15 protein-coding genes and 1 pseudogene are annotated in these 18,954 nt (G+C 65.8%); 8 read left to right on the top strand and 8 right to left on the bottom strand.

The window, feature by feature from the left end:
* Positions 1–81 precede the first annotated feature (81 nt).
* The 4 genes from ACO6VM_RS19630 to ACO6VM_RS19645 are packed head-to-tail and all read right to left on the bottom strand — an operon-like array spanning position 82 to position 3,766.
* Positions 82–945, bottom strand: coding sequence for an ABC transporter permease (locus tag ACO6VM_RS19630; protein ID WP_323830839.1), 864 nt, complete (start codon positions 943–945; stop codon positions 82–84).
* 13 nt (positions 946–958) lie between these two features.
* Positions 959–1,822 carry an ABC transporter ATP-binding protein gene (locus ACO6VM_RS19635; protein ID WP_422403689.1) on the bottom strand — a complete coding sequence of 288 codons (864 nt, stop codon included), beginning with the start codon at positions 1,820–1,822 and terminating at the stop codon, positions 959–961.
* Between the two features lie 6 nt (positions 1,823–1,828).
* The gene (locus ACO6VM_RS19640; RefSeq protein ID WP_422403690.1) at positions 1,829–2,848 is read right to left on the bottom strand and encodes an ABC transporter substrate-binding protein; all 1,020 of its coding nucleotides are present in this window, start codon (positions 2,846–2,848) and stop codon (positions 1,829–1,831) included.
* 18 nt (positions 2,849–2,866) lie between these two features.
* Complete coding sequence (locus tag ACO6VM_RS19645; protein WP_401055813.1) at positions 2,867–3,766, bottom strand: TauD/TfdA dioxygenase family protein; 900 nt, start codon at positions 3,764–3,766, stop codon at positions 2,867–2,869.
* 268 nt (positions 3,767–4,034) lie between these two features.
* Between ACO6VM_RS19645 and ACO6VM_RS19650 the strand changes: the two genes are divergently transcribed.
* Complete coding sequence (locus ACO6VM_RS19650; RefSeq protein WP_401056123.1) at positions 4,035–4,376, top strand: tryptophan synthase subunit beta; 342 nt, start codon at positions 4,035–4,037, stop codon at positions 4,374–4,376.
* Positions 4,377–4,406: 30 nt separating this feature from the next.
* On the opposite strand, the gene lapD is transcribed toward ACO6VM_RS19650, so the two are convergent.
* Together lapD and lapG are read right to left on the bottom strand one after the other, a co-directional pair.
* Positions 4,407–6,353, bottom strand: a complete 1,947-nt coding sequence (gene lapD / locus ACO6VM_RS19655; RefSeq protein ID WP_422403691.1) for a cyclic di-GMP receptor LapD — start codon at positions 6,351–6,353, stop codon at positions 4,407–4,409.
* Between the two features lie 10 nt (positions 6,354–6,363).
* The gene (gene lapG / locus ACO6VM_RS19660) at positions 6,364–7,056 is read right to left on the bottom strand and encodes a cysteine protease LapG (RefSeq protein WP_390968101.1); all 693 of its coding nucleotides are present in this window, start codon (positions 7,054–7,056) and stop codon (positions 6,364–6,366) included.
* Between the two features lie 276 nt (positions 7,057–7,332).
* Here lapG and ACO6VM_RS19665 point away from each other — a divergent pair, with 276 nt between their 5' ends.
* The 6 genes from ACO6VM_RS19665 to ACO6VM_RS19690 all read left to right on the top strand — a co-directional run bounded on the left by ACO6VM_RS19665 (position 7,333) and on the right by ACO6VM_RS19690 (position 14,861).
* Positions 7,333–8,025: a GntR family transcriptional regulator gene (locus ACO6VM_RS19665; protein ID WP_422403692.1), complete on the top strand. Its 693-nt coding sequence runs from the start codon at positions 7,333–7,335 to the stop codon at positions 8,023–8,025.
* 33 nt (positions 8,026–8,058) lie between these two features.
* Positions 8,059–8,631: a hypothetical protein gene (locus tag ACO6VM_RS19670; RefSeq protein ID WP_401055819.1), complete on the top strand. Its 573-nt coding sequence runs from the start codon at positions 8,059–8,061 to the stop codon at positions 8,629–8,631.
* Between the two features lie 589 nt (positions 8,632–9,220).
* Complete coding sequence (locus tag ACO6VM_RS19675; RefSeq protein ID WP_401055821.1) at positions 9,221–9,997, top strand: DUF3050 domain-containing protein; 777 nt, start codon at positions 9,221–9,223, stop codon at positions 9,995–9,997.
* Complete coding sequence (locus ACO6VM_RS19680; RefSeq protein ID WP_422403693.1) at positions 9,994–10,923, top strand: diiron oxygenase; 930 nt, start codon at positions 9,994–9,996, stop codon at positions 10,921–10,923. Before ACO6VM_RS19675 ends, ACO6VM_RS19680 begins: the two co-directional genes overlap by 4 nt.
* Positions 10,924–10,933: 10 nt before the next feature.
* Positions 10,934–14,365, top strand: coding sequence for an amino acid adenylation domain-containing protein (locus ACO6VM_RS19685; RefSeq protein ID WP_422403694.1), 3,432 nt, complete (start codon positions 10,934–10,936; stop codon positions 14,363–14,365).
* A gap of 28 nt (positions 14,366–14,393) precedes the next feature.
* Positions 14,394–14,861, top strand: a complete 468-nt coding sequence (locus ACO6VM_RS19690) for an SRPBCC family protein (protein WP_401055827.1) — start codon at positions 14,394–14,396, stop codon at positions 14,859–14,861.
* Between the two features lie 75 nt (positions 14,862–14,936).
* Here ACO6VM_RS19690 and ACO6VM_RS19695 read toward each other — a convergent pair.
* Positions 14,937–16,220 (bottom strand): annotated as a pseudogene (locus tag ACO6VM_RS19695) (NAD(P)/FAD-dependent oxidoreductase); the annotation flags it as partial.
* A 165-nt stretch (positions 16,221–16,385) separates the two neighbouring features.
* Entirely contained in the window at positions 16,386–17,876 is a 1,491-nt protein-coding gene (locus tag ACO6VM_RS19700) for an aldehyde dehydrogenase family protein (protein WP_110992028.1), read from the bottom strand.
* 134 nt (positions 17,877–18,010) lie between these two features.
* Between ACO6VM_RS19700 and ACO6VM_RS19705 the strand changes: the two genes are divergently transcribed.
* Positions 18,011–18,895 (top strand): LysR family transcriptional regulator, encoded by an 885-nt coding sequence (locus tag ACO6VM_RS19705; protein ID WP_422403695.1) that lies wholly within the window; start codon positions 18,011–18,013, stop codon positions 18,893–18,895.
* Positions 18,896–18,954: the final 59 nt, after the last annotated feature.

The following is an 18,954-nucleotide window of genomic DNA, read 5'->3' on the forward strand; positions in this document are numbered from 1 at the left end:
TTTCTTGCCTGCCGCCACCCCTTTCCTAGTTTTATTGCTGCGTGCCTTCTCCCCCCCCGCGATAGGGCCGGCTCAGCAGGACTACCGCTGCATGCCCCAACGCCGCACGGTCAGCCGCTCCAGGGTATTGAACACCAGCCCCTCGACCAGCAACCCGATCAGGATCACCACGGCCAACCCGGCGAACACTTTGTCGGTATACAGCTCGTTGCGGTTCTGGAAGATGTACCAACCCAGCCCACCCTTGCCGCTGCTGGCGCCAAACACCAATTCAGCGGCGATCAGCGTGCGCCAGGCGAAGGCCCAGCCGATCTTCAGCCCCGACAGGATCGACGGCAGCGCCGCCGGCACCAGGATATGCAGCACCAGGCGCAAGCCGCGCAGGCCGTAATTGCGCCCGGCCATGCGCAGGGTTTCCGACACGCCGAGAAAGCCCGCGTAAGTGTTCAGCGCCAGTGCCCACAGCACCGAATGCACCAGCACGAAGATCAGGCTGTTGTCGCCCAGCCCGAACCACAACAGCGCCAGCGGCAGCAGGGCGATGGCCGGCAGCGGGTTGAACATCGAGGTCAGGGTGCCCAGCAAGTCGCGCCCCAGTTGGGTCGACACCGCCAGGCTGGTCAGGCCGAAGGCCAGGACGATCCCCAGTACGTAGCCCTTGAGCAGCACCACCAGCGACACGCCGACCTTGGCGAATATCTCGCCGCTGAGCAGCCCCTCCCCTAACGCCGCGGCCGTCTGCACAAAGCTCGGCAGCAGCAGGTCGTTGTCGGTGAAGCGCGCCACCAGCTCCCACACCCCGGCCAGCAGCACCAGGATCATCGCCTTGCGCAGCCAGCCTTGCTGCCACAGGCGCTGGGCCAGCGGCAGATCACGTTCCAGCGGCACCCCGGGCAGGGGCTGCAACTGCACTTCGTATTCCTGGCGAACAGCTGTCGTCGTCATGCCAAGGCTCCTGTCAGTAGGCGATGCGGATGTCGTTGAAGCCAAGGTCGCTGGCCTGTGCCGGCGCCTCGTCTTCGTCGAACAGCAAGCGGTGGATGCGCCGGGCACTGGCCTGGAAGTCGCTGCCGCCCAGGCTGCCGAGATCGTACTGGTGGCTGTGCACTTCGGCCCGCACCCGGCCCGGGTGCGGCGACAGCAGCAGGATGCGGTTGCCCACCACCAGCGCTTCTTCGATGGAGTGGGTGACGAACAGCAAGGTGAAGCGCACCTCCTCCCACAGCAGCAGCAACTCTTCCTGCATCTTGCGGCGGGTCAGGGCATCGAGCGCGGCAAAGGGCTCGTCCATCAGCAGGATCTTCGGCTGGGTCGCCAGCGCCCGGGCAATCGCCACCCGGGCCTTCATGCCGCCGGACAGGGTGTGGGGATAGGCATCGGCGAACGCCGCCAGGCCGACCTTTTCCAGATAGTGCAAGGCGCGCTCCTCGGCCTCGGCGCGCTTGAGCTGGCCGGACACCAGCAGCGGGAACATCACGTTCTGCTTCACCGTCTTCCACGGCGGCAACTGGTCGAACTCCTGGAACACCACGATACGGTCCGGCCCGGGGCCGCGTACCGGCTGGCCTTGCAGCAGGATCTGCCCTTCACGGGGCTCGATGAACCCGGCCACGGCCTTGAGCAAGGTGGACTTGCCGCAGCCGGAGGGGCCGAGCAGCACGAAGCGGTCGGCGCGGTCGACTTCGAAACTGACCTGGTGGGTGGCCCGCACCACGCGCTGCGCGGTGCGGTATTCGAGGCTCAGGTTGTCCACCGCCAGCAGCGGTGGGGTGACGACACGGCTCAGGTTGCTGGCCGTGTGGCCTGGCAATGGGGCGGTCATGGTCGGTCAGCTCCCCTGCAACGGGCGTTCATCCTGGAAGAAGTAGTCCTTCCACGACGCCGGCTTGTTCTTGATCGCACCGACGCGGTAGAGGAAGTCGGCCAGCTTGTAGGTGTTCTTCGGGGTCACGGTGAATTCGTACTGCGGGTTGTCGATCAGCTTGATCAGCGCGTCGCGGTCGATCTTGGCCTTGGTCACGCGGATATAGGTGTCGGCGGCGGCCGCCTTGTCCTTCTGGGCAAAGTCGGCGGCTTCGGCCAGGGCATCGACGAAGGCTTTGTAGGTCTTCGGGTTGTCCTTACGGAATTTCTCGGTGGCGAACAGCAGGGTCGGCGAGTTGGGGCCGAGCAGGTCATAGCTGTTGAGCACCACGTGGACGTTCTTGTTGGCCAGCACCTGGTCCTGGAACGGCGGGTTGGAGAAGTGCCCGTTGAGCTCGGTGCCGCCGGCCAGCAATGCGGCGGTGGCATCCGGGTGCGGCACGGCCAGGGTGTACTTGTCGAGGCGGTTGTACTCCTTGTCGCCCCACTGCTGCGCGGCGGCATATTGCAGGAAGCGCGATTGCACCGAGACACCCACCGCCGGCACGGCGATGCGGTCCTTTTCGCTGATGTCGGCAATGGTCTTCACGTTGGGGTTGCTGCTGACCAGGTAGTACGGGAAGTTGCCCAGCGAGGCCACGGCCTTGACGTTCTGCCGGCCCTTGGTGCGGTCCCACACAGTGAGCAGCGGGCCGACGCCGGCGCCGGCGATGTCCACCGAGCCCGACAGCAATGCATCGTTGATCGCCGCGCCGCCGGACAGCTGGGCCCAGTCCACTTCGATGTCGATGCCTTGCTCCTTGCCGTGCTTCTCGATCAGGTGCTGGTCACGTACCACGTTGAGCAGCAGGTAGACGATGCCGAACTGCTCGGCGATGCGGATCTTGCCCTCGGCGTGGGCCACGGTCGGCGCCGCGAGGCTGCCGACAACCAGGCTGGCGCCCAGGCCGATGCTTGCCGCCAGGCGGCTGATGGATTTGCGCATGATGATTTTCCTCAGTCGTCAGTACGGGGCATCGCCCTGGATGGTGGTGCGGTACAACTTGCGCCGCAGGTGCGCGGGGCAGCCGGTGGCCAGGTGGATCAGCGAGCGGTTGTCCCAGAACACCAGGTCATGGGGCTGCCACTGATGGCGGTAGATGTTCTGTTCGAGCACGCTCAGGGCATACAGCTGCTGCAGCACGTCGCGGCTTTCGTCATCGGGCAGGCCGACGATGCGGGTGGTGAAGCCCTCGCTGACGAACAGCGCCTGGCGCCCGTTCTCCGGGTGGGTGCGCACCACCGGGTGGATGACTTCCTGCACCTGGGCCAACTGCTCGGCGCTCAAGGTCGGGCGCCAGTTGCCTTCGAACTTGGTCTCGGCATAACGCGCGGTGTAGGAGTGGGCGGCGTCACGGCCCTTGATGACCTTGCGCAGGGCATCGGGCACGGCGTCCCAGGCCTTGTGCATGTCGGCGAACAGGGTGTCGCCGCCCTCGCTGGGCAGCTCCTGGGCATGCAGCATCGAACCCAGGCTCGGCAGTTCCTTGTACGACAGGTCCGAATGCCAGAACTTGCCGGCATCGCCCAGGCCGATGTTGGCACCGCCCTCGACGATGTTGGACACGATCAGGATCTCGGGGTGGCCGGCCAGCAGGAACTGTTTGAGCACATGGATCTGCAGTTCGCCGAAGCGGCGGCTGAAGGCGATCTGTTGCTCGGGGGTGATGCGCTGGTCGCGGAACACCAGTACGTGGTGGTCCAGGTGAGCGCGATGGATTCGGTTGAAATCCTCGGCGTTGACCGGTCGGGTCAGATCGAGGCCGACGATCTCGGCGCCGACGGCACCTGTGAACGGGCGGATTTCGAAGGTTTGCGGCAAGGCGCTGTCGATGGTCGACAAGGCGTTCGAGGCGGCTGGCATTGTTCACTCCCACGCAAGTGCGCGACTTTCAAGGCGCGCAACGATCAGAAACGCACGGGGATTGCCCGTGTGGGTTCGAGTCGTGCGGCGCGCCGATTGGTCGGCAGGTACGCAGTGGTAGTGACTATAAAGTCATAAGAAAAATAATTTAAATACCTTTAATGCATATGCATATGAGGCTGTGCAGTGGCTGCGGGCCGACACGCCCGGCGAACTTTGCCTATGCTGCTGGCTACCCAAAGGAATCTTGATGACGAGGGACGACGCCATGTTCTACGTGCAACGCGACGCCGACGGCCAGCTGCTGCGGGTAGAAGCAGCCCCCTATCACGGCTACACGGAAATGCTCTCTTCCGACCAGGCGGAAGTCCAGGCATGGCTCGCCGAGGACGCCGTCGAGAACAGCCTGCAGCAGCTCAAGCAGAGCGACCTGGACATGATCCGGGTATTGGAGGACCTGATCGAGGTGCTGACCGCCAAGGGCGTGTTCAGCATCACCGACCTGCCCCCTGGCGCCCAGGCCAAGCTGTTGAGCCGCTCCAGCGCGCGCAAGGCCCTGGGCGGCCTGAACAACCTGATCGAGGAGGATGAGCACGGCGGGCTGATCTGAGGGTTGCCTGCGCCCTGCCCGGCGCTGGGCTCAACGCCAGGGCGCCGGCCGCCCCACCCGCTGCCCCTGAATGCCCTGCACGCCCATCTCGCACAGCACCTTCAACTCCCCCTGGGTTTCCACCCGTTCGGCGATCAATGGCAGGTCGATGCTGTGCGCCGCCCGCTGGATGGCCTCGATGAACAGGCGCTTGTGCTGCTCCTGGTCGATGTTGCGGATGTAACCACCGTCGACCTTGAGATACGCCAGGCCCAGGTTGGCCAGGTTGCCGATCATGCTGAAGCGCCCGCCAAAACGCTGCAGGGCCAGGCTGAAACCCAGGCCGTGCAGGCGCCGGGTGAACTGCTCCAGTACGGCCTGTTCGGGCAACTGCTCTTCGCCAATTTCGAAAGTCAGCCGCGCCCCCAATGCGCGGTGCTGGCCTAACAACGTGTAGACGCGCTGCAAGGCCTGGGCATCGGCCAGGGTCGCGGCTGACAGGTTCAGCGCCAGCGCCGCGTGGTGCCGTGGCAGGTGCTTGAGTACCCGCTCCAGCATCAGCGCATCGAGCCGCGCCATCCAGCCGAAGCGCTCCAGCCAGGGCAGGAAGCACCCGGCGGCCAACGGCTCGCCCTGGCCGTCCTGCAGCCGTGAGGTCACCTTGAAATGCAGGATGCGTTGCGGTGCCTGGCAGTCCACCACCGGCTGGAAGAACAGCTCGAACTGCCCTTTGCTCAGGGCCTGGTCGAGGCGACTGTGCCAGGCTTGCTGGCTACCGGCGGCCTGGGCTGCCGGCCCCTGCTCCAGGCACATCCAGCTCGGCGTGGCTTGGCTCTCGGCCCGGGCAAGGGCCTCATCGGCCTGGGTGAGCAGGGCCTGTGGCTCATCACCCGGGGCGTAGCTGACCAGGCCGATACAGGCCACCGGAGCAACATCGCTGGCACCGGTCTCGTGCAGGCTTTGCAGGCTGGCTTCCAGGGCCTGGGCCAGCTCGATCGCCTCGTCATGCACCAGGCCCGGCGCCAGCACGGCGAATTCGCCTCCGCGGCTGCGGGCGATCAGATCATGGGTTTGCGGGTAGCGGGCGCAGGCACGACGCAGCTGCTCGCCCACCGCCTGCAGCAACTGATCGCTGCGCTGGCCACCCAGGCGGGCGTTGAGGCCGGCGAGGTCCTGCACGCGCAACAGCAGCAGGTAACCGGCCCGGGCCTCCTCCAGGTTGCTGACCTGGGCACTGAGCTGCATCTCGAAGTATTGGCGGTTGGCCAGGCCCGTGAGGCTGTCCTGGTAGGCCTCATTGCGCAACTGCTCGCTGCGCTCGGCCTGCTCGCGGAACAAGGCTTCGAGTTTTTCGACCATCTGGTTCATCGCCTGCACCACCCGGCGCAGCTCAGGCGTGCGCGGCAGTTCTGGCAGGCTGAGGAATTCGCGCCGGGCAATGGCGTGGGACTGCGCCACCATGTAATCCAGCGGCCGCAGCTGGCGGCGCAGCAGCAGCGCGCCAAGCACCGCACTCAGCACGCCGCACAGCAACAGCCAGCCCAGGCTGCCCAGGGCGCTCTGCCAGAGCTTGGCCAGGGCAAACATCGGATGGCTGATCACCTCGACCCGCGCCGCCTGCTGCCAGCCACGGCTGACGATCGCATCGCCACCGGCCGGCTCCAGGTTGGCCAGCCGGATGAACCAGGCCGGTACACCTGCGCTGTCGGGTACGGCGTGACGCTCGACCAGCACGGCGTTGGTGCCCTGCTCGATGACCTTGATGCTGGCGTAATAACCGCTGTCGAAAATCGAGCTGACCATCAGCTCGACCATTGCCGGGTCGTCGATGTTCGGCGTCAGCGCCAGCGCCAAAGCGGTCGCGGCATCCTGGGCATGGGCGCGCAGCTGGTTGATGTACTGGCTGCGCGAGCTCTCCAGGCTGACCATGAAACTGCCGCTGAAGGCGACCACCAGGAGCAGGCAAATGGCAAGCAGCAATTGTTTGAACAGTGACATCTGTGCTCCTTCAGTAAACCGGCTCGGCCGGGAAGCCTTCGGCCTGCATTTTCTTCAGCAACCCCTGCCAGCGCGACAGGCGCTTGGTATCGCCGACTTTCTTGTTGCCGCCCGCCCCCGTCAGCCACAAGCCCTCGCCATTGAAAGCGTATACCGGCAACAGGTCAGTACGCTGGCTGGCCGGCTTGATCGCGTCCATCAGGCTGTCGAGCACCAGTGGCTGGGCCTGTGGGCTTGAATAATAGGTCAGGACCATGTGTGCCCGGTTCTGCCGCAGGGCCTTGACGTAAGTGATGCGCAGTTTGTCGGCAGGAATGCCCAGGCGGCGCAGGCTGAAGTACTTGGCGATGGCGTAGTCCTCGCAGTCGCCGGCCCCCTTGATCAGCGACTGGACCGGCGTGGCCCAATAGTCGACCTCGCGCCACAGGTCGATATCCTCGACATAGCGCAACTGCGTGTTGAAGAACAGGTTGACCGCCTGCAGCTGGCTCAACTCGCTGCCCTGCTGGTGGGTCGCCAGCAGGCGCTGCCAGGCGTCGATGCGCCCCTGGCCGGCGCCAAGGGGCCCGTAGAGGGCCTGGGCCCGGCTGCTGATCTGCGCGAAGTCCCAGTCCGCCTGCGTAGCGCCCAGCAACAGGCAGCCCAGCAGCGCGGCAGCACCGATTCGGCGTACAGTCCTTGTAATGGCCCAAGGTATCGCCACTGCGAACACCCGTTCAGAATCAGTTGGAAGCCGCGATGGTGCGGGCAGGTATGGCAAAAGACAATGGCAGGTTGTGGCCCGTTTGCCAGCCGTCGGCAAACCCGCTTCGTACGGGCTGCGGTCTTTTCGCCGACTTCCCAAGGCCTGCGACTTGCTTCACGATAGCCGCGTTTCTTCACCGGCTGCAGGCCTCGCCAAGCAAGCGGTTTGACAAGACCCCCGTTCCCTCACTAGGGTTATTGGATCCAATTTTCATGTTGCCGAGGCAAACCCCGCGTGGCTGAGAAACCCAAACTCCTGAGCACCGTACTGGGCAGCGAACAAGTCCCCTCGCACCTGGCCCGCAGTGTGATCGAAGAACGCCTGCGCAGCGCCATCCTCGATGGGCGCCTGCCCCCAGGCACCGCCTTGCGCCAACAGGAACTGGCCTCGTTGTTCGGCGTCAGCCGAATGCCGGTACGCGAAGCCTTGCGCCAGCTCGAAGCGCAGTCGCTGCTGCAAGTGGTGATGCACAAGGGCGCGGTGGTCGCACCGCTGATCGGCGAGGACGCCGTGGACACCTACGCCTTGCGCGTCATCCTTGAGACCGAGGCCCTGCGCCAGTCGATCCCGTTGCTCGACGCCGATGACATTGCCCTGGCCCGGGGTTACATCCAACAGCTGGAAAACGAAACCCGCCACGCCGAGATCGGCCGCCTCAACCGGCTGTTCCACATGACCCTCTACAGCAAGGCGGGGAACCAGAAGCTGCTGCGCCTGATTGAAATCGAGCTCAACGAAGAAGAACGCTTCCTGCGCTTCCATCTGTCGTCCATGGGGCTCGGCAAGCTCACCCAGGACGATCACATCGCCCTGACCGATGCCGCCAGCGACAAGCTGGTGGACGAAGCCGTCAGGCTGCTGGAAGCGCACCTGAACAATGCCGCCCGGACCATCAGGAAATACCTCGACAGGCAAACTGCCGGCTGATCCAGCGGCAGGTGTCCGGCAAGAGGAACGCCCGTGCACGAGCACACTCCACAGGCAAAGGATCCCGAGCGACTGCCCAGCATTCGCCTGATCTGCCTGGCCAGCAATCGCCAGCAGCTGATCCAGTACCGCACCTGGTCCCGTGCCTTGAGCGACCCCATCGAACTGGTCGCCGTCGACATCAGCGCCACGGTGCCCGCCGCTGAGCTCAACGCCCCACAGTCCCTGCCTGCGCTGGCCCGCACCCTGGCCAGCCGACTGCAACCCTTCCTGGCTCACCCCCACGCCCTGTTTGCCCAGGATCAAGCCGCACACCTGGCACTGGCCCTGACCTACCTGGCACAGCGCAGCTACCCAGGGCAAACCCGCCGTTTGTTTGTTTCCAGCTGTGACAGCACTGAAGCCACCGAGGGTGGCCAAACCGAGCACCTCCAGGTGCCGGTGACCGCGTTCTATCCCCCCGACACGCTGGCCGCCATGCTTGGCTGGCAGCGCCTTGCCCGCCGGGAGCTCGAGCTTGTCGAGCTGCCGGCCCACGGCCGGCCAGGCGACCAACGCCTGATCAGCATCCTCAATGCCCACCTTGGGCTTCTCTGTTTCGCCTGACCCCACTCGCTTTTCACGCCCGTGATCACGGCGCCTGCACTGCTCGGTCCATCGCAGACCATGGCGGTGCCAGCCTTTTGAGCACACTCTACACACTGCAGCGGCCGCTGATCTTCAGCGGACCTGGCCGTCTGCAGCCACTTCCACCCGCAGAAGGAGCCTGCCACCGGGGCCAGGACCGCAGCACGATCAGCCGCCCCTTAACAGTTCAACGTCTTCATCACCCATTCATCAGGGCTCCGAGTGAAGCATTCACTCCTTGTTTGTTTTTCTGATAGTTAATTATCGGAAGGAGCACCTTATTGCCAAATTAAAACTTTCAAATAAGTTTTAACGCACTCGCTCAACTTGCAAATAATCAAACTTTAAAATAATTAAAAAAACAATTGCGGCAAACTTTGTCATTGCTTTAAGTTCTGTCTCACCCCGTGCAGCAGCGCGGCGGCAACCGTGAACAGCAGCCCGCAACATCCCATGCGGCCTAGGCTTATTGATCTGCAGCGAAACTTTGTTCGGGGCACTTGCTCGCCCTGAATACAGTGAGCACGGACAACTTGCCACACTTAAACCAACAACCAATGGAGCCTCCATGAGCACATTGAAGCGCACTCTCGACCATAAAAAACATGCACTTTCCCAACACCCGCTGTTCTCCGAAATCGACTCGCTGGCGACCTTGCGACGGTTCATGGAAACCCATGTATTCGCGGTATGGGACTTCATGTCGCTGACCAAGCGCCTGCAGCAGGAACTGACCTGCGTCAGCCTGCCCTGGCTCCCCCCTGCCGACCCGGCCGCCGCGCGGCTGATCAACGAGATCGTGCTCGGCGAGGAGTCGGACGACCGCCTCGACCACGGCCACTACAGCCATTTCGAGCTGTACCTGGACGCCATGCGCGAGGTCGGCGCCAGCACCCAGGCCATCGAGCGCTTCATCAGCCTGCAGCAACAAGGCGTCGATGCGCTCAGCGCCCTGGTGCGTTGCGAAGCCAGCGACGCCGCCCAGCGCTTCGTCCGCGATACCCTCGAAGTGGCCCTGCATGCGCCTGCCCACCGCGTGGCCGCGGCCTTCCTGCATGGCCGGGAAAGCGTCATCCCGACCATGTTCCAGCAGATCCTCGACGAGTGGGGCATTGGCAGCGAACAGGCCCCGACCTTCCGTTACTACCTGCAGCGCCATATCGAAGTCGACTCCGAGGACCACGGCCCCGCCGCAGAGCAGTTACTGGCCCGCCTGGTCGAGCACGACCCGCTACGCCAGGAGGAGGTGCATGCCGCCGCCATCGCCGCCGTGGACAGCCGCATGGCCCTGTGGGATCGCCTGCGCGCCGCGCTGCAGGCGCCGGTCGCCGAGGTCAACCCATGAACGCCGTGGACTACCGCTCCTTCGCCGACGCCTGGGAGGCACGCGCAACCATCCGCACCCGCCCCCGGCGCCGGCTGGAGGACGACCAGCGGTTGATCTACCCGCTGAGCCGCCAGCCGCTGGTGCTGGGTGCCACCTTCCAGCGCGAATGCCCGCAGCTGCGCGACTTCGTGCTGGTGCAGAGCCTCTACAAGTTCATCAACGACGTGGTGATCTTCGAGACCGAGATCGTCGACCGGACCGCCCGGCGCATCGCCAAGGATCGCTTCGCCGTGCGCTTCCCGTTCGCCTGCCGCTACGACGCGATGACCGTGGTGGTCGACGAGGACTACCACGCCCTGGTGGCCATGGACTTCCTGCAGCAGACCATCGCCCTGACCGGCATCGAGCCAATCGCCCTGCCCCAGGAGATCGAACTCAGCCGGGCCATCCCGACGGCGCTCGAGCAGGTGCCCGAAACGCTGCGCGACGCACTGGAGCTGGTGTGCGTGGGCATCGCCGAGAACACCCTGACCGACGATGTCGCGGCGTTCGCCCGGGATGATTCGGTCAAGCCGTCGGTCAAGGGGCTGATGGCCGACCACCTGCTCGACGAAGGCCGCCATTCGAGCTTCTGGGCCCGCCTCACACGGATCTACTGGCAGGCCGCGCCAGAGGCCGAACGGCAAGCGATCGCCGAGGTACTGCCGGTGTTCCTCGGCCAGTACCTGACCAACGACATCCAGCAGGCCTTCGACTTCGCCCTGATCGCCGCGCTGCCGGTGGACGAGGCGGTGCGCGAGGCCCTGCGCGAGGAGGCACGGGGCCTGGCCTACCCGATCAACCACCAGCACCCGCTGCTGGGCAACATCCTGCGTTTCCTGCGCAGCAGCTCGATGCTCGAATCGGCCTGCGTGCAGGACGCGCTGCGCGACTACCTGCCCTGAGGAACCGATCATGAGACGCCTCGACATACTCCTGGTGGGCACCAGCCCCGCCATCGGCGCCTTTGCCCGCCTGCTCGACGAACATGGCCACGGCACCACCACGGCGGACAGTGCGCAGGCCCTGCGCCAGCAGCTGTCGCCCGCCACCGGGCTGGTGGTGGAGGACGGCAGCCTGGCCCTGGCCAGCGGCGACTGGCAGGCACTGGGCAGCACGCCATTGCTCAGGCTGCGCCTGGGCGCCCGCTTGGGCGAAACCTTGCCGCACCTGGAAACCCTGTGCTGGTGCGGCAGTGCCAGTGCCCAGCGCCTGATCGAGCGGCTGCCGGTGCCCGCGCCGGATTCGGGCAATGGCCAGCAACTGTACCAAGACACCTTGCAGGCCTTGTGCGATCAGCTGGCCCTGCACGTCACCCGCTTTGCCCGCAACCCGCAGCACCTGCAGGAGGCGCCGGCGGTCAGCCCCGGCGCCAGCGAACACGAGCACGGCCTGGGCTGGCTGGAGGCGTTGGCCTACCGGCATCCGTTCAACCGCGCGCTGCGTGCCGACCTGCTGGAGCAGGCCCAGGGCAGCCTGGTCGGGCAGCTGGAGCGGAGCCTGCGCGGGCACGCCGCATCCCCGGCATTGCAATACGCTGGCCAGCGCCATAGCTATCGCCAGCTGCACGCCCGCACAGCCGCCATCCAGCAAGCCCTTCTACCGCTGCTGGCCGGCACCCACGCGTCCGCGCCGGTGGTGGCGGTCTGCATGGGCAAGTCGCCCGAGCTCTACGCCAGCCTGCTGGCGGTGATAGGTTGCGCCGCCATCTACCTGCCGCTGGACCCAGCCACGCCAGCGGCGCGGCGCCAACGCATCCTCGACGATGCCGGCGCCTGCGTGCTGCTGCATGACGGTCAGCTGCCTGCCGCCATCGCCGACCTGGACGTACGTGACATAGCGCCTTTGGAGGGCCCTGAGCTGCCGAGCCTGGTACTGCGCGAAGCGCACGTCGGGCAACCCTGCGTGGCGATCTACACCTCCGGCACCACCGGCCAGCCCAAGGGCGTGCTGCTCAGCCAGGGCAACCTGATGCATTTCATGGCCTGGTACCGCGAGCACGTGGCACTGGATCGGCACAGCCGGGTGCTGCAGTTTTCCACCATCGGCTTCGACGCCTCCCTGCTGGACATCCTGCCGACCTTCGCCTGCGGTGCCGCACTGGTGCTGCCTGGCGAAGACCAGCGCCGCGACCCGCGGCAACTGCTGGCACTTATCCACAGCCAGGAAGTCACCCATGCGTTCCTGCCGCCGGCCCTGCTCAGCATCCTGCCGCGCGACGAACACCTGGGCCTGCAGCACCTGATCACCGGGGGCGATGTCTGCGAACCCGAGGTGATCGCACGGCTGGCCGGGCAATGCCGGATGCACAACATCTACGGCCCGACGGAAACCACGGTGCTGGCCACCACGCGGGTGATGGCGCCGGATGACAGCAACCGCAACCTCGGGCGGCCGATCGCCAACACCCAGGTGCTGATCCTCGATGAAGCCCTGCGCCCGGTGCTGGAGCAGACCCCCGGCGAGCTGTACATCGCCGGGCCCGGCGTTGGCTTGGGTTACCTGAACAATCCGCTGCTGACGGCCGAGCGCTTTGTCGAACTGGGCCTGCCCGATGGCCGCTCGCTCAGGGCCTACCGGACCGGCGATATCGGCAAATGGACCGCCCAGGGCATAGAACTGTGCGGGCGACGCGACAACCAGGTGAAGATCCGCGGCTTTCGCGTAGAGCCCGAGGAAATCGAGCACTGCCTGCGCGACGCCCGCCTGTTCGCCCAGGTGGCGGTGGTAATCGACCCCCAGCGGCGGGTGCTGGCCTTCCTCGCCCACCCGGCAAACGCCGAGGCCCTGGCGCTGCTGCGCGAGCACGCCGAAAGCAGCCTGCCCGACTACATGCGCCCGATGTTCTACCAGGTGCTGGAGCAGATGCCCTACACCGCCAATGGCAAGGTTGACCGCCAGGCGCTGCTGCTGCGGCCACTGGCCTTGCCGGCGCAGCAGCACCTGCAACCGCAGACCGCCACCGAGCATCAGTTGCGCGAGGTGTGGAGCGAATTGCTGGAACTGCCCGAGGCCGATATCGCCATCGACGACAGCTTCTTCAACCTGGGGGGCCACTCGATCCTGCTGTCGCGCCTGCTGCTGGAGGTGCGTGAACGCTTCGGCCAGGGGGTGGCGATCAACCGCTTCATCGAGCAACCGACCGTGCAACGCCTGGGCGCGCTGCTCGACGGTGTCGAGGCCGTGCAGCAGGACCCGCTGGCCCGCCCGGAACAGGATGCGAAGCGCGAACTGGGCCTGCGGGTGCTGCCGGTGGAACAACTGGGCGATGTGCACAAGGTGATCGTCACCGGCGCCAACAGCTTCGTCGGCGTGCACCTGGTCGAGGCACTGCTGGACTGGGGCGCCAGCGAAGTGGCCTGCCTGGTGCGCAGCGCCAACGGCCTCACGGCTAGCGAACGCTTCGCCCAGGCACTGCGCGACAACCAGCTGGAGCTCGACATGGCCCGCGTGCGGGTGTTCGAAGCCGACCTGCGTCAGCCGCGCCTGGGGCTGGCCCAGGCCGACTACGACTACCTGGACCAACACTACGGCGCGCTGCTGCACAACGCAGCGCAGGTCAACCATGTGCTCGACTACCAGGCGCTGGCCGCCGACAACATCGAGCCGCTGTTCGAATGCCTGCAGTTGTGCGAGGGCCGGCGCAAGAAAATCTTCAACTTCGTCTCGACCCTGTCCGCCTGCAGTGCCGTGGACAACGCCGGCCAGGTGCTGGAGGCCGAGCCTGCGGCGACGCCGCCGCTGTACATCCGCAACGGCTACAACCTGAGCAAATGGGTCGGCGAGCGCATCCTGCAGCGCGCCCGTGCGCAAGGGGTGTGGGTCAACCTGTTCCGCCCCGGCAACATCACCTTCGACAGCCGCACCGGCGTCTGCCAGCCCCACAGCAACCGCCTGATGCTGATGCTCAAGGGCTCGCTGCAGCTGGGCCAGGTGCCGCGTCTGGAGATCGATTTCGACCTGATGCCGGTGGACTTCCTCGCCCGTTTCATCGCCTTCCACAGCAGCCGCCACCAGCCCGGCGAATGCGTGTTCAACCTGCACAACCCCGAGCCGCTGCGCTGGAGCGATTACCTGGCGTCGTTCCGCGAGCAGGGCCATGCCTTCGAGCTGGTCAGCGTCGAGCACTGGCAACAGCGCCTGCGCAGGATCGACCGCGACAACGCGCTGTATGACGTCCTCGGTTTCTACCTGGACGGCTTCGGCGAAGACATCGGCGACATCGGTGGCATCGCCCACGACAACGCCCGTGCCGGCGTACGGCGCATGGGCAGCCATTACCCGAGCAAGAGCCCGGCGCTGCTGCGCCGTGGCTGCCGCTACCTGGCCGACATCGGCTTTATCTGACCTTTATCCACAACCGGAGCAACACGATATGCAAGCACTCAAGCCCGATACCCTGATCCGCAACCCCGAAGGCTGCCGGGTGGTGTCCAGCGTGGACATCGCCGCGCCCGCCGCCAGCGTCTGGAACATCGTCGGCAACTTCGCCGGCTTCCCGGTGTTCATCCCGGCGCTGGCGCACATCGACATGACCGGCAGCGGCGTGCGTTCGGTGCGCAAGAAGCTGTTCAAGGACGGCAACGTGGTGATCGAACAGCTCAACACCCGTGATGAACAGGCCATGCACATGACCTGGAGCCTGATCTACACCAGCCTGAACATCGGCAACCTGTGGGCGGCGATGGCCGTGGAGGCGCTCGATGCCGGCCACAGCCGCGCCACCTGGACCATCCAGGCCGAACCCCAGCAAGGCGGGGCCGAGGCGCTGCCAGGCTTCCAGGCGTTCCTGCAGGGCTTTGCCGATGAGGCGATGAACAACGTGAAAAACCTGCTCAGCTGACCCCGCCCAACGACAAAAAGCCGCGTCCCCCGGGGGCGCGGCTTTTTGTTGTTTGGTAAACCCGCTGGGGGGGTCCAGCCCCAACCGACAGGAACCCCCAGCATGGTACAGCGAGAACCCCGACTCATAGAACGCCGTGCGCAGCGACGGCGCACTCACCGCTTTCATCGGCGAGAACGGGATCGGCAGGCTGTCCGGATCGTCCTTGAGCAGAAACTCGGCGAAGGCCCGGCCAATCACCGTGCCGGTGGTGTTGCCACGGCCGTTGTAGCCCGTCACTGCCACCAGCCCCGGCGCCGGCTCGAACAGGCGCATCAGGTGGTCGGGGGTGAAGTCGATGCAGCCGGTCCAGTGCATTTCCCACTCGACCTTGCCCAGCTCCGGGTAGTAGTGGCTCTGGATGCGGTCGGCCCAGCTGCGCACGAACCACGCAGGCTTGTTGTCGACCCGGCCAAGGCTGCCGAGCAGCAGGCGGCCCTGGTCGTCGCGGCGGATGCTGCTGAGCACGGTGCGGGTGTCCCACGAGCCCTGGCCATGGGGCAGGACCTTGTCGGCAGCGGCGCCGTGCAAGGGCTTGGAGGCCACCTGGTAGTAGTAGCCACGGAAGAACTGCTTCTGCAGGTTGCTCCAATCGCCTTCGGTGTAGGCGCCGGTGGAGATCACCACTTTGTCGGCGCGCACCGCGCCGCGCGCGGTCTTCACCCGCCAGGCAGCGCCGTCGCGCTCCAGGCCCTCGACAGCGGATTGCTGGAACAGCTTGCCGCCCAGGCGGGCCACGGCGCCCGCCAGGCCCTGGGTGTAGCCCATGGGGTTGATGGTGCCGGCGCGGCGGTCGAGCAGCGCGGCGGAAATCTTGTCGGTACCGCAGTATTCCTGGCATTGCGCGCCGGTCAGCAACTCGACATCGGCGCCACGGCGCGACCATTGCTGGTGGCGGGCTTCGAGGTCGGCGATGCCGGTGGCGTTGTGCGCCATGTGCAGGGTGCCTTTGTGCTGTGCCTGGCAGTCGATACCCAAGCGCTCGATCATGGCGAACACCTCGCCCGGCGCCTCGCCCAGCACCTTGTTCAGGCGGCTGCCTTGCTTTTGGCCGAGGGTGGCCTCGACATCATCGGGGCGGATCCAGGTGCCGGCGTTGACCAGGCCGACGTTGCGCCCGGAACCGCCGTGGCCGATCTTCCAGGCCTCCAGCAGGATCACCGATTTGCCCTGCTCCAGCAGGTGGATCGCCGCGGACAGCCCGGTGATGCCGCCGCCGATCACGCAGACATCGGCCTTGTGCTCGCCGGCCAGGGCCTGGGCGGCGACAGTGGGCTGGGTGACGTGTTCCCACAGACATTCTTGACGCAGTTCGGACATGGCCCGGCTCCAGCTATTGTTCTTGTTGGGGCCGCTGTGCGGCCCTTTCGCGGGTAAACCCGCTCCCACAGGGACCACACAGGCCTCAAGGGCGGTGGAGCTCCTGTGGGAGCGGGTTTACCCGCGAACCGGGGGCTATGCCCCCGGCCATGCAGCATCAACCCATCAGTCGAACACGATACCCTGCGCCAGCGGCAGCTCGCGCGAGTAGTTCACGGTGTTGGTCTGGCGACGCATGTAGCCTTTCCAGGCATCGGAGCCGGACTCACGGCCACCGCCGGTCTCTTTCTCGCCACCGAACGCCCCGCCGATCTCGGCGCCGCTGGTGCCGATGTTGACGTTGGCGATGCCGCAGTCGCTGCCCGAAGCACTCTGGAAGCGCTCGGCCTCACGAATGTCAGTGGTGAAGATGCACGACGACAGGCCCTGTGGCACTTCGTTGTTCAGGCGCAGGGCCTCTTCGAAGTCGTCGTAGGCCAGCACGTAGAGGATCGGCGCGAAGGTTTCGTGGCGCACCACGTCACTCTGGGCCGGCATCTCGGCGATGGCAGGGGTCACGTAGTAGGCGTTCGGGTACTGCTCGGCCAGCTGGCGCTCGCCACCGAATACCTGGCCGCCTTCGTCGCGGGCCTTGGCCAGCGCGCCTTGCATGGCGTCGAACGACAGCTTGTCGATCAGCGGGCCGACCAGGTTGTCCTTGCGTGGGTCGCCGATGCGCACCTTGGCGTAGGCGGCCTTGACCCGGGCAACCACTTCATCCTTGATCGAACGGTGCACGATCAGGCGGCGCAGGGTGGTGCAGCGCTGGCCGGCGGTGCCGACGGCGGAGAACAGGATGCCGCGCACGGCCAGGTCCAGGTCTGCGCTCGGGGCGAGGATCATGGCGTTGTTGCCACCCAGTTCGAGGATGCTGCGGCCGAAGCGTGCCGCCACCCGTGGGCCCACTTCACGGCCCATGCGGGTGCTGCCGGTGGCGCTGACCAGCGGCACGCGCGGGTCGTCGACCAGGGCTTCACCGGCTTCGCGGCCGCCGATCACCAGCTGGCTCAGGCCGGCCGGCGCATCGCCGAAGGCTTTCAGGGCTTTTTCGAACAGCGCCTGGCAGGCCAGGGCGGTGAGCGGGGTCTTCTCGGACGGCTTCCACACCACCGAGTTACCGGCCACCAGGGCCAGCGCGGTGTTCCACGCCCACACCGCGACCGGGAAGTTGAAGGCGCTGATCACGCCGACCACGCCCAGTGGGTGCCAGGATTCACGCATGTGGTGGCCCGGGCGCTCGGAGGCGATGGTCAGGCCGTACAGCTGGCGCGACAGGCCGACGGCGAAGTCGCAGATGTCGATCATTTCCTGCACTTCGCCCAGGCCTTCCTGGGTGATCTTGCCGGCTTCGATCGAGACCAGCTCGCCGAGGTCGGCCTTGTGTTCGCGCAGCACTTCACCGAACAGGCGCACCAGCTCGCCACGGCGCGGGGCCGGCACGCTGCGCCAGGCTTCGAAGGCCTGCTGGGCCTGGTCGATGCGGGCGATGGTGTCGGCCTTGCCGAGCAGCTTCACCGAGGCGATCTGGCTGCCGTCGATCGGGGTGTGAACAGGGTAGTCGCCCTGGGTGTAAGCCGTGGCGGCAACGCCAAGGCGCTCGAGCAATCCAGCAACCATTGTGCTTCTCCTACATCGGGTGAAGGGTTGGAAAATGACGTGGGTCAGTATTAATCCGATTACACAAGTGCAACAAACGACCTTTATTCCGCATATCATTCCAGCAGGTAATGATTCGAGCCGCAGAGACCGCTATGTCCAAACGCCTGGTACCGTCCATGACCGCCCTGCAGTGCTTCGAGGCTGCGGCGCGCCACCTGAGCTTCACCCGCGCTGCCGAAGAGCTGCACCTGACCCAGAGCGCGGTCAGCAAGCAGGTCGCGCAACTGGAGGAGATGCTGCGCCACCACCTGTTCCTGCGCATCCGCCGGCGCCTGCAGCTCACCCCCGCAGGCTCGTTGTACCTGGCCGAGGTCAACAAGATCCTCACCCAGGTCGACATGTCCAGCCGCTACGTGCAGACCTACGGCACGCAGACCGAAGTACTCAAGGTAGCCACTCAACCGAGTTTTGGCGTGCGCTGGCTGATCCCGCACCTGAAAGGCTTCGGCAAGCGCCACCCGAACATCCACCTGGACATCCGCAACGAGATGGAGCCGTTCGCCCTGCTGCAAGGGTCGGCGGACGTGGTGTTCTTCTACGGCCAGGGCACCTGGCCGGGGGCGACCTGCGTGGAGCTGTTCGGCGAGGAAGTGGTGCCGGTGTGTGCGCCGGAGTTGCTGCAGGGGCGCACGCTGCCGGACGCGGGTGCACTGGCAGACCTGGTGCTGCTGCAGAGCGCCTCACGCCCGGAGGCGTGGCACGAGTGGTTCCTGGAACAGGGGCTGCACACCGACAACAGCTACCACGGGCCGCGTTTCGATACGTTCTATATGGCGTTGAGCGCGGCACAGTCGGGGTGTGGGGTGGCGCTGGTGCCGCGCTATCTGGTGGCCAGGGAGCTGGCCGAGGGCAGCCTGGTGATGGCCTGGGACCATGCAATGAAGAGCAATGGCGCGCATTACCTGGCGTATGCCGAGCATGCGGCGGAGGTGCCGAAGGTGCGGGCGTTGGTGGAGTGGATCAAGGAGCAGGTCTGACGCCATCGAGGGGGGAGGAGAAGCACCACACGTCGGCAGCAAACGGAGAAGGAACGGTC

Origin of the sequence: Pseudomonas sp. GZD-209 (genome assembly GCF_049310485.1) — a bacterium.
GTDB lineage: Bacteria > Pseudomonadota > Gammaproteobacteria > Pseudomonadales > Pseudomonadaceae > Aquipseudomonas > Aquipseudomonas sichuanensis.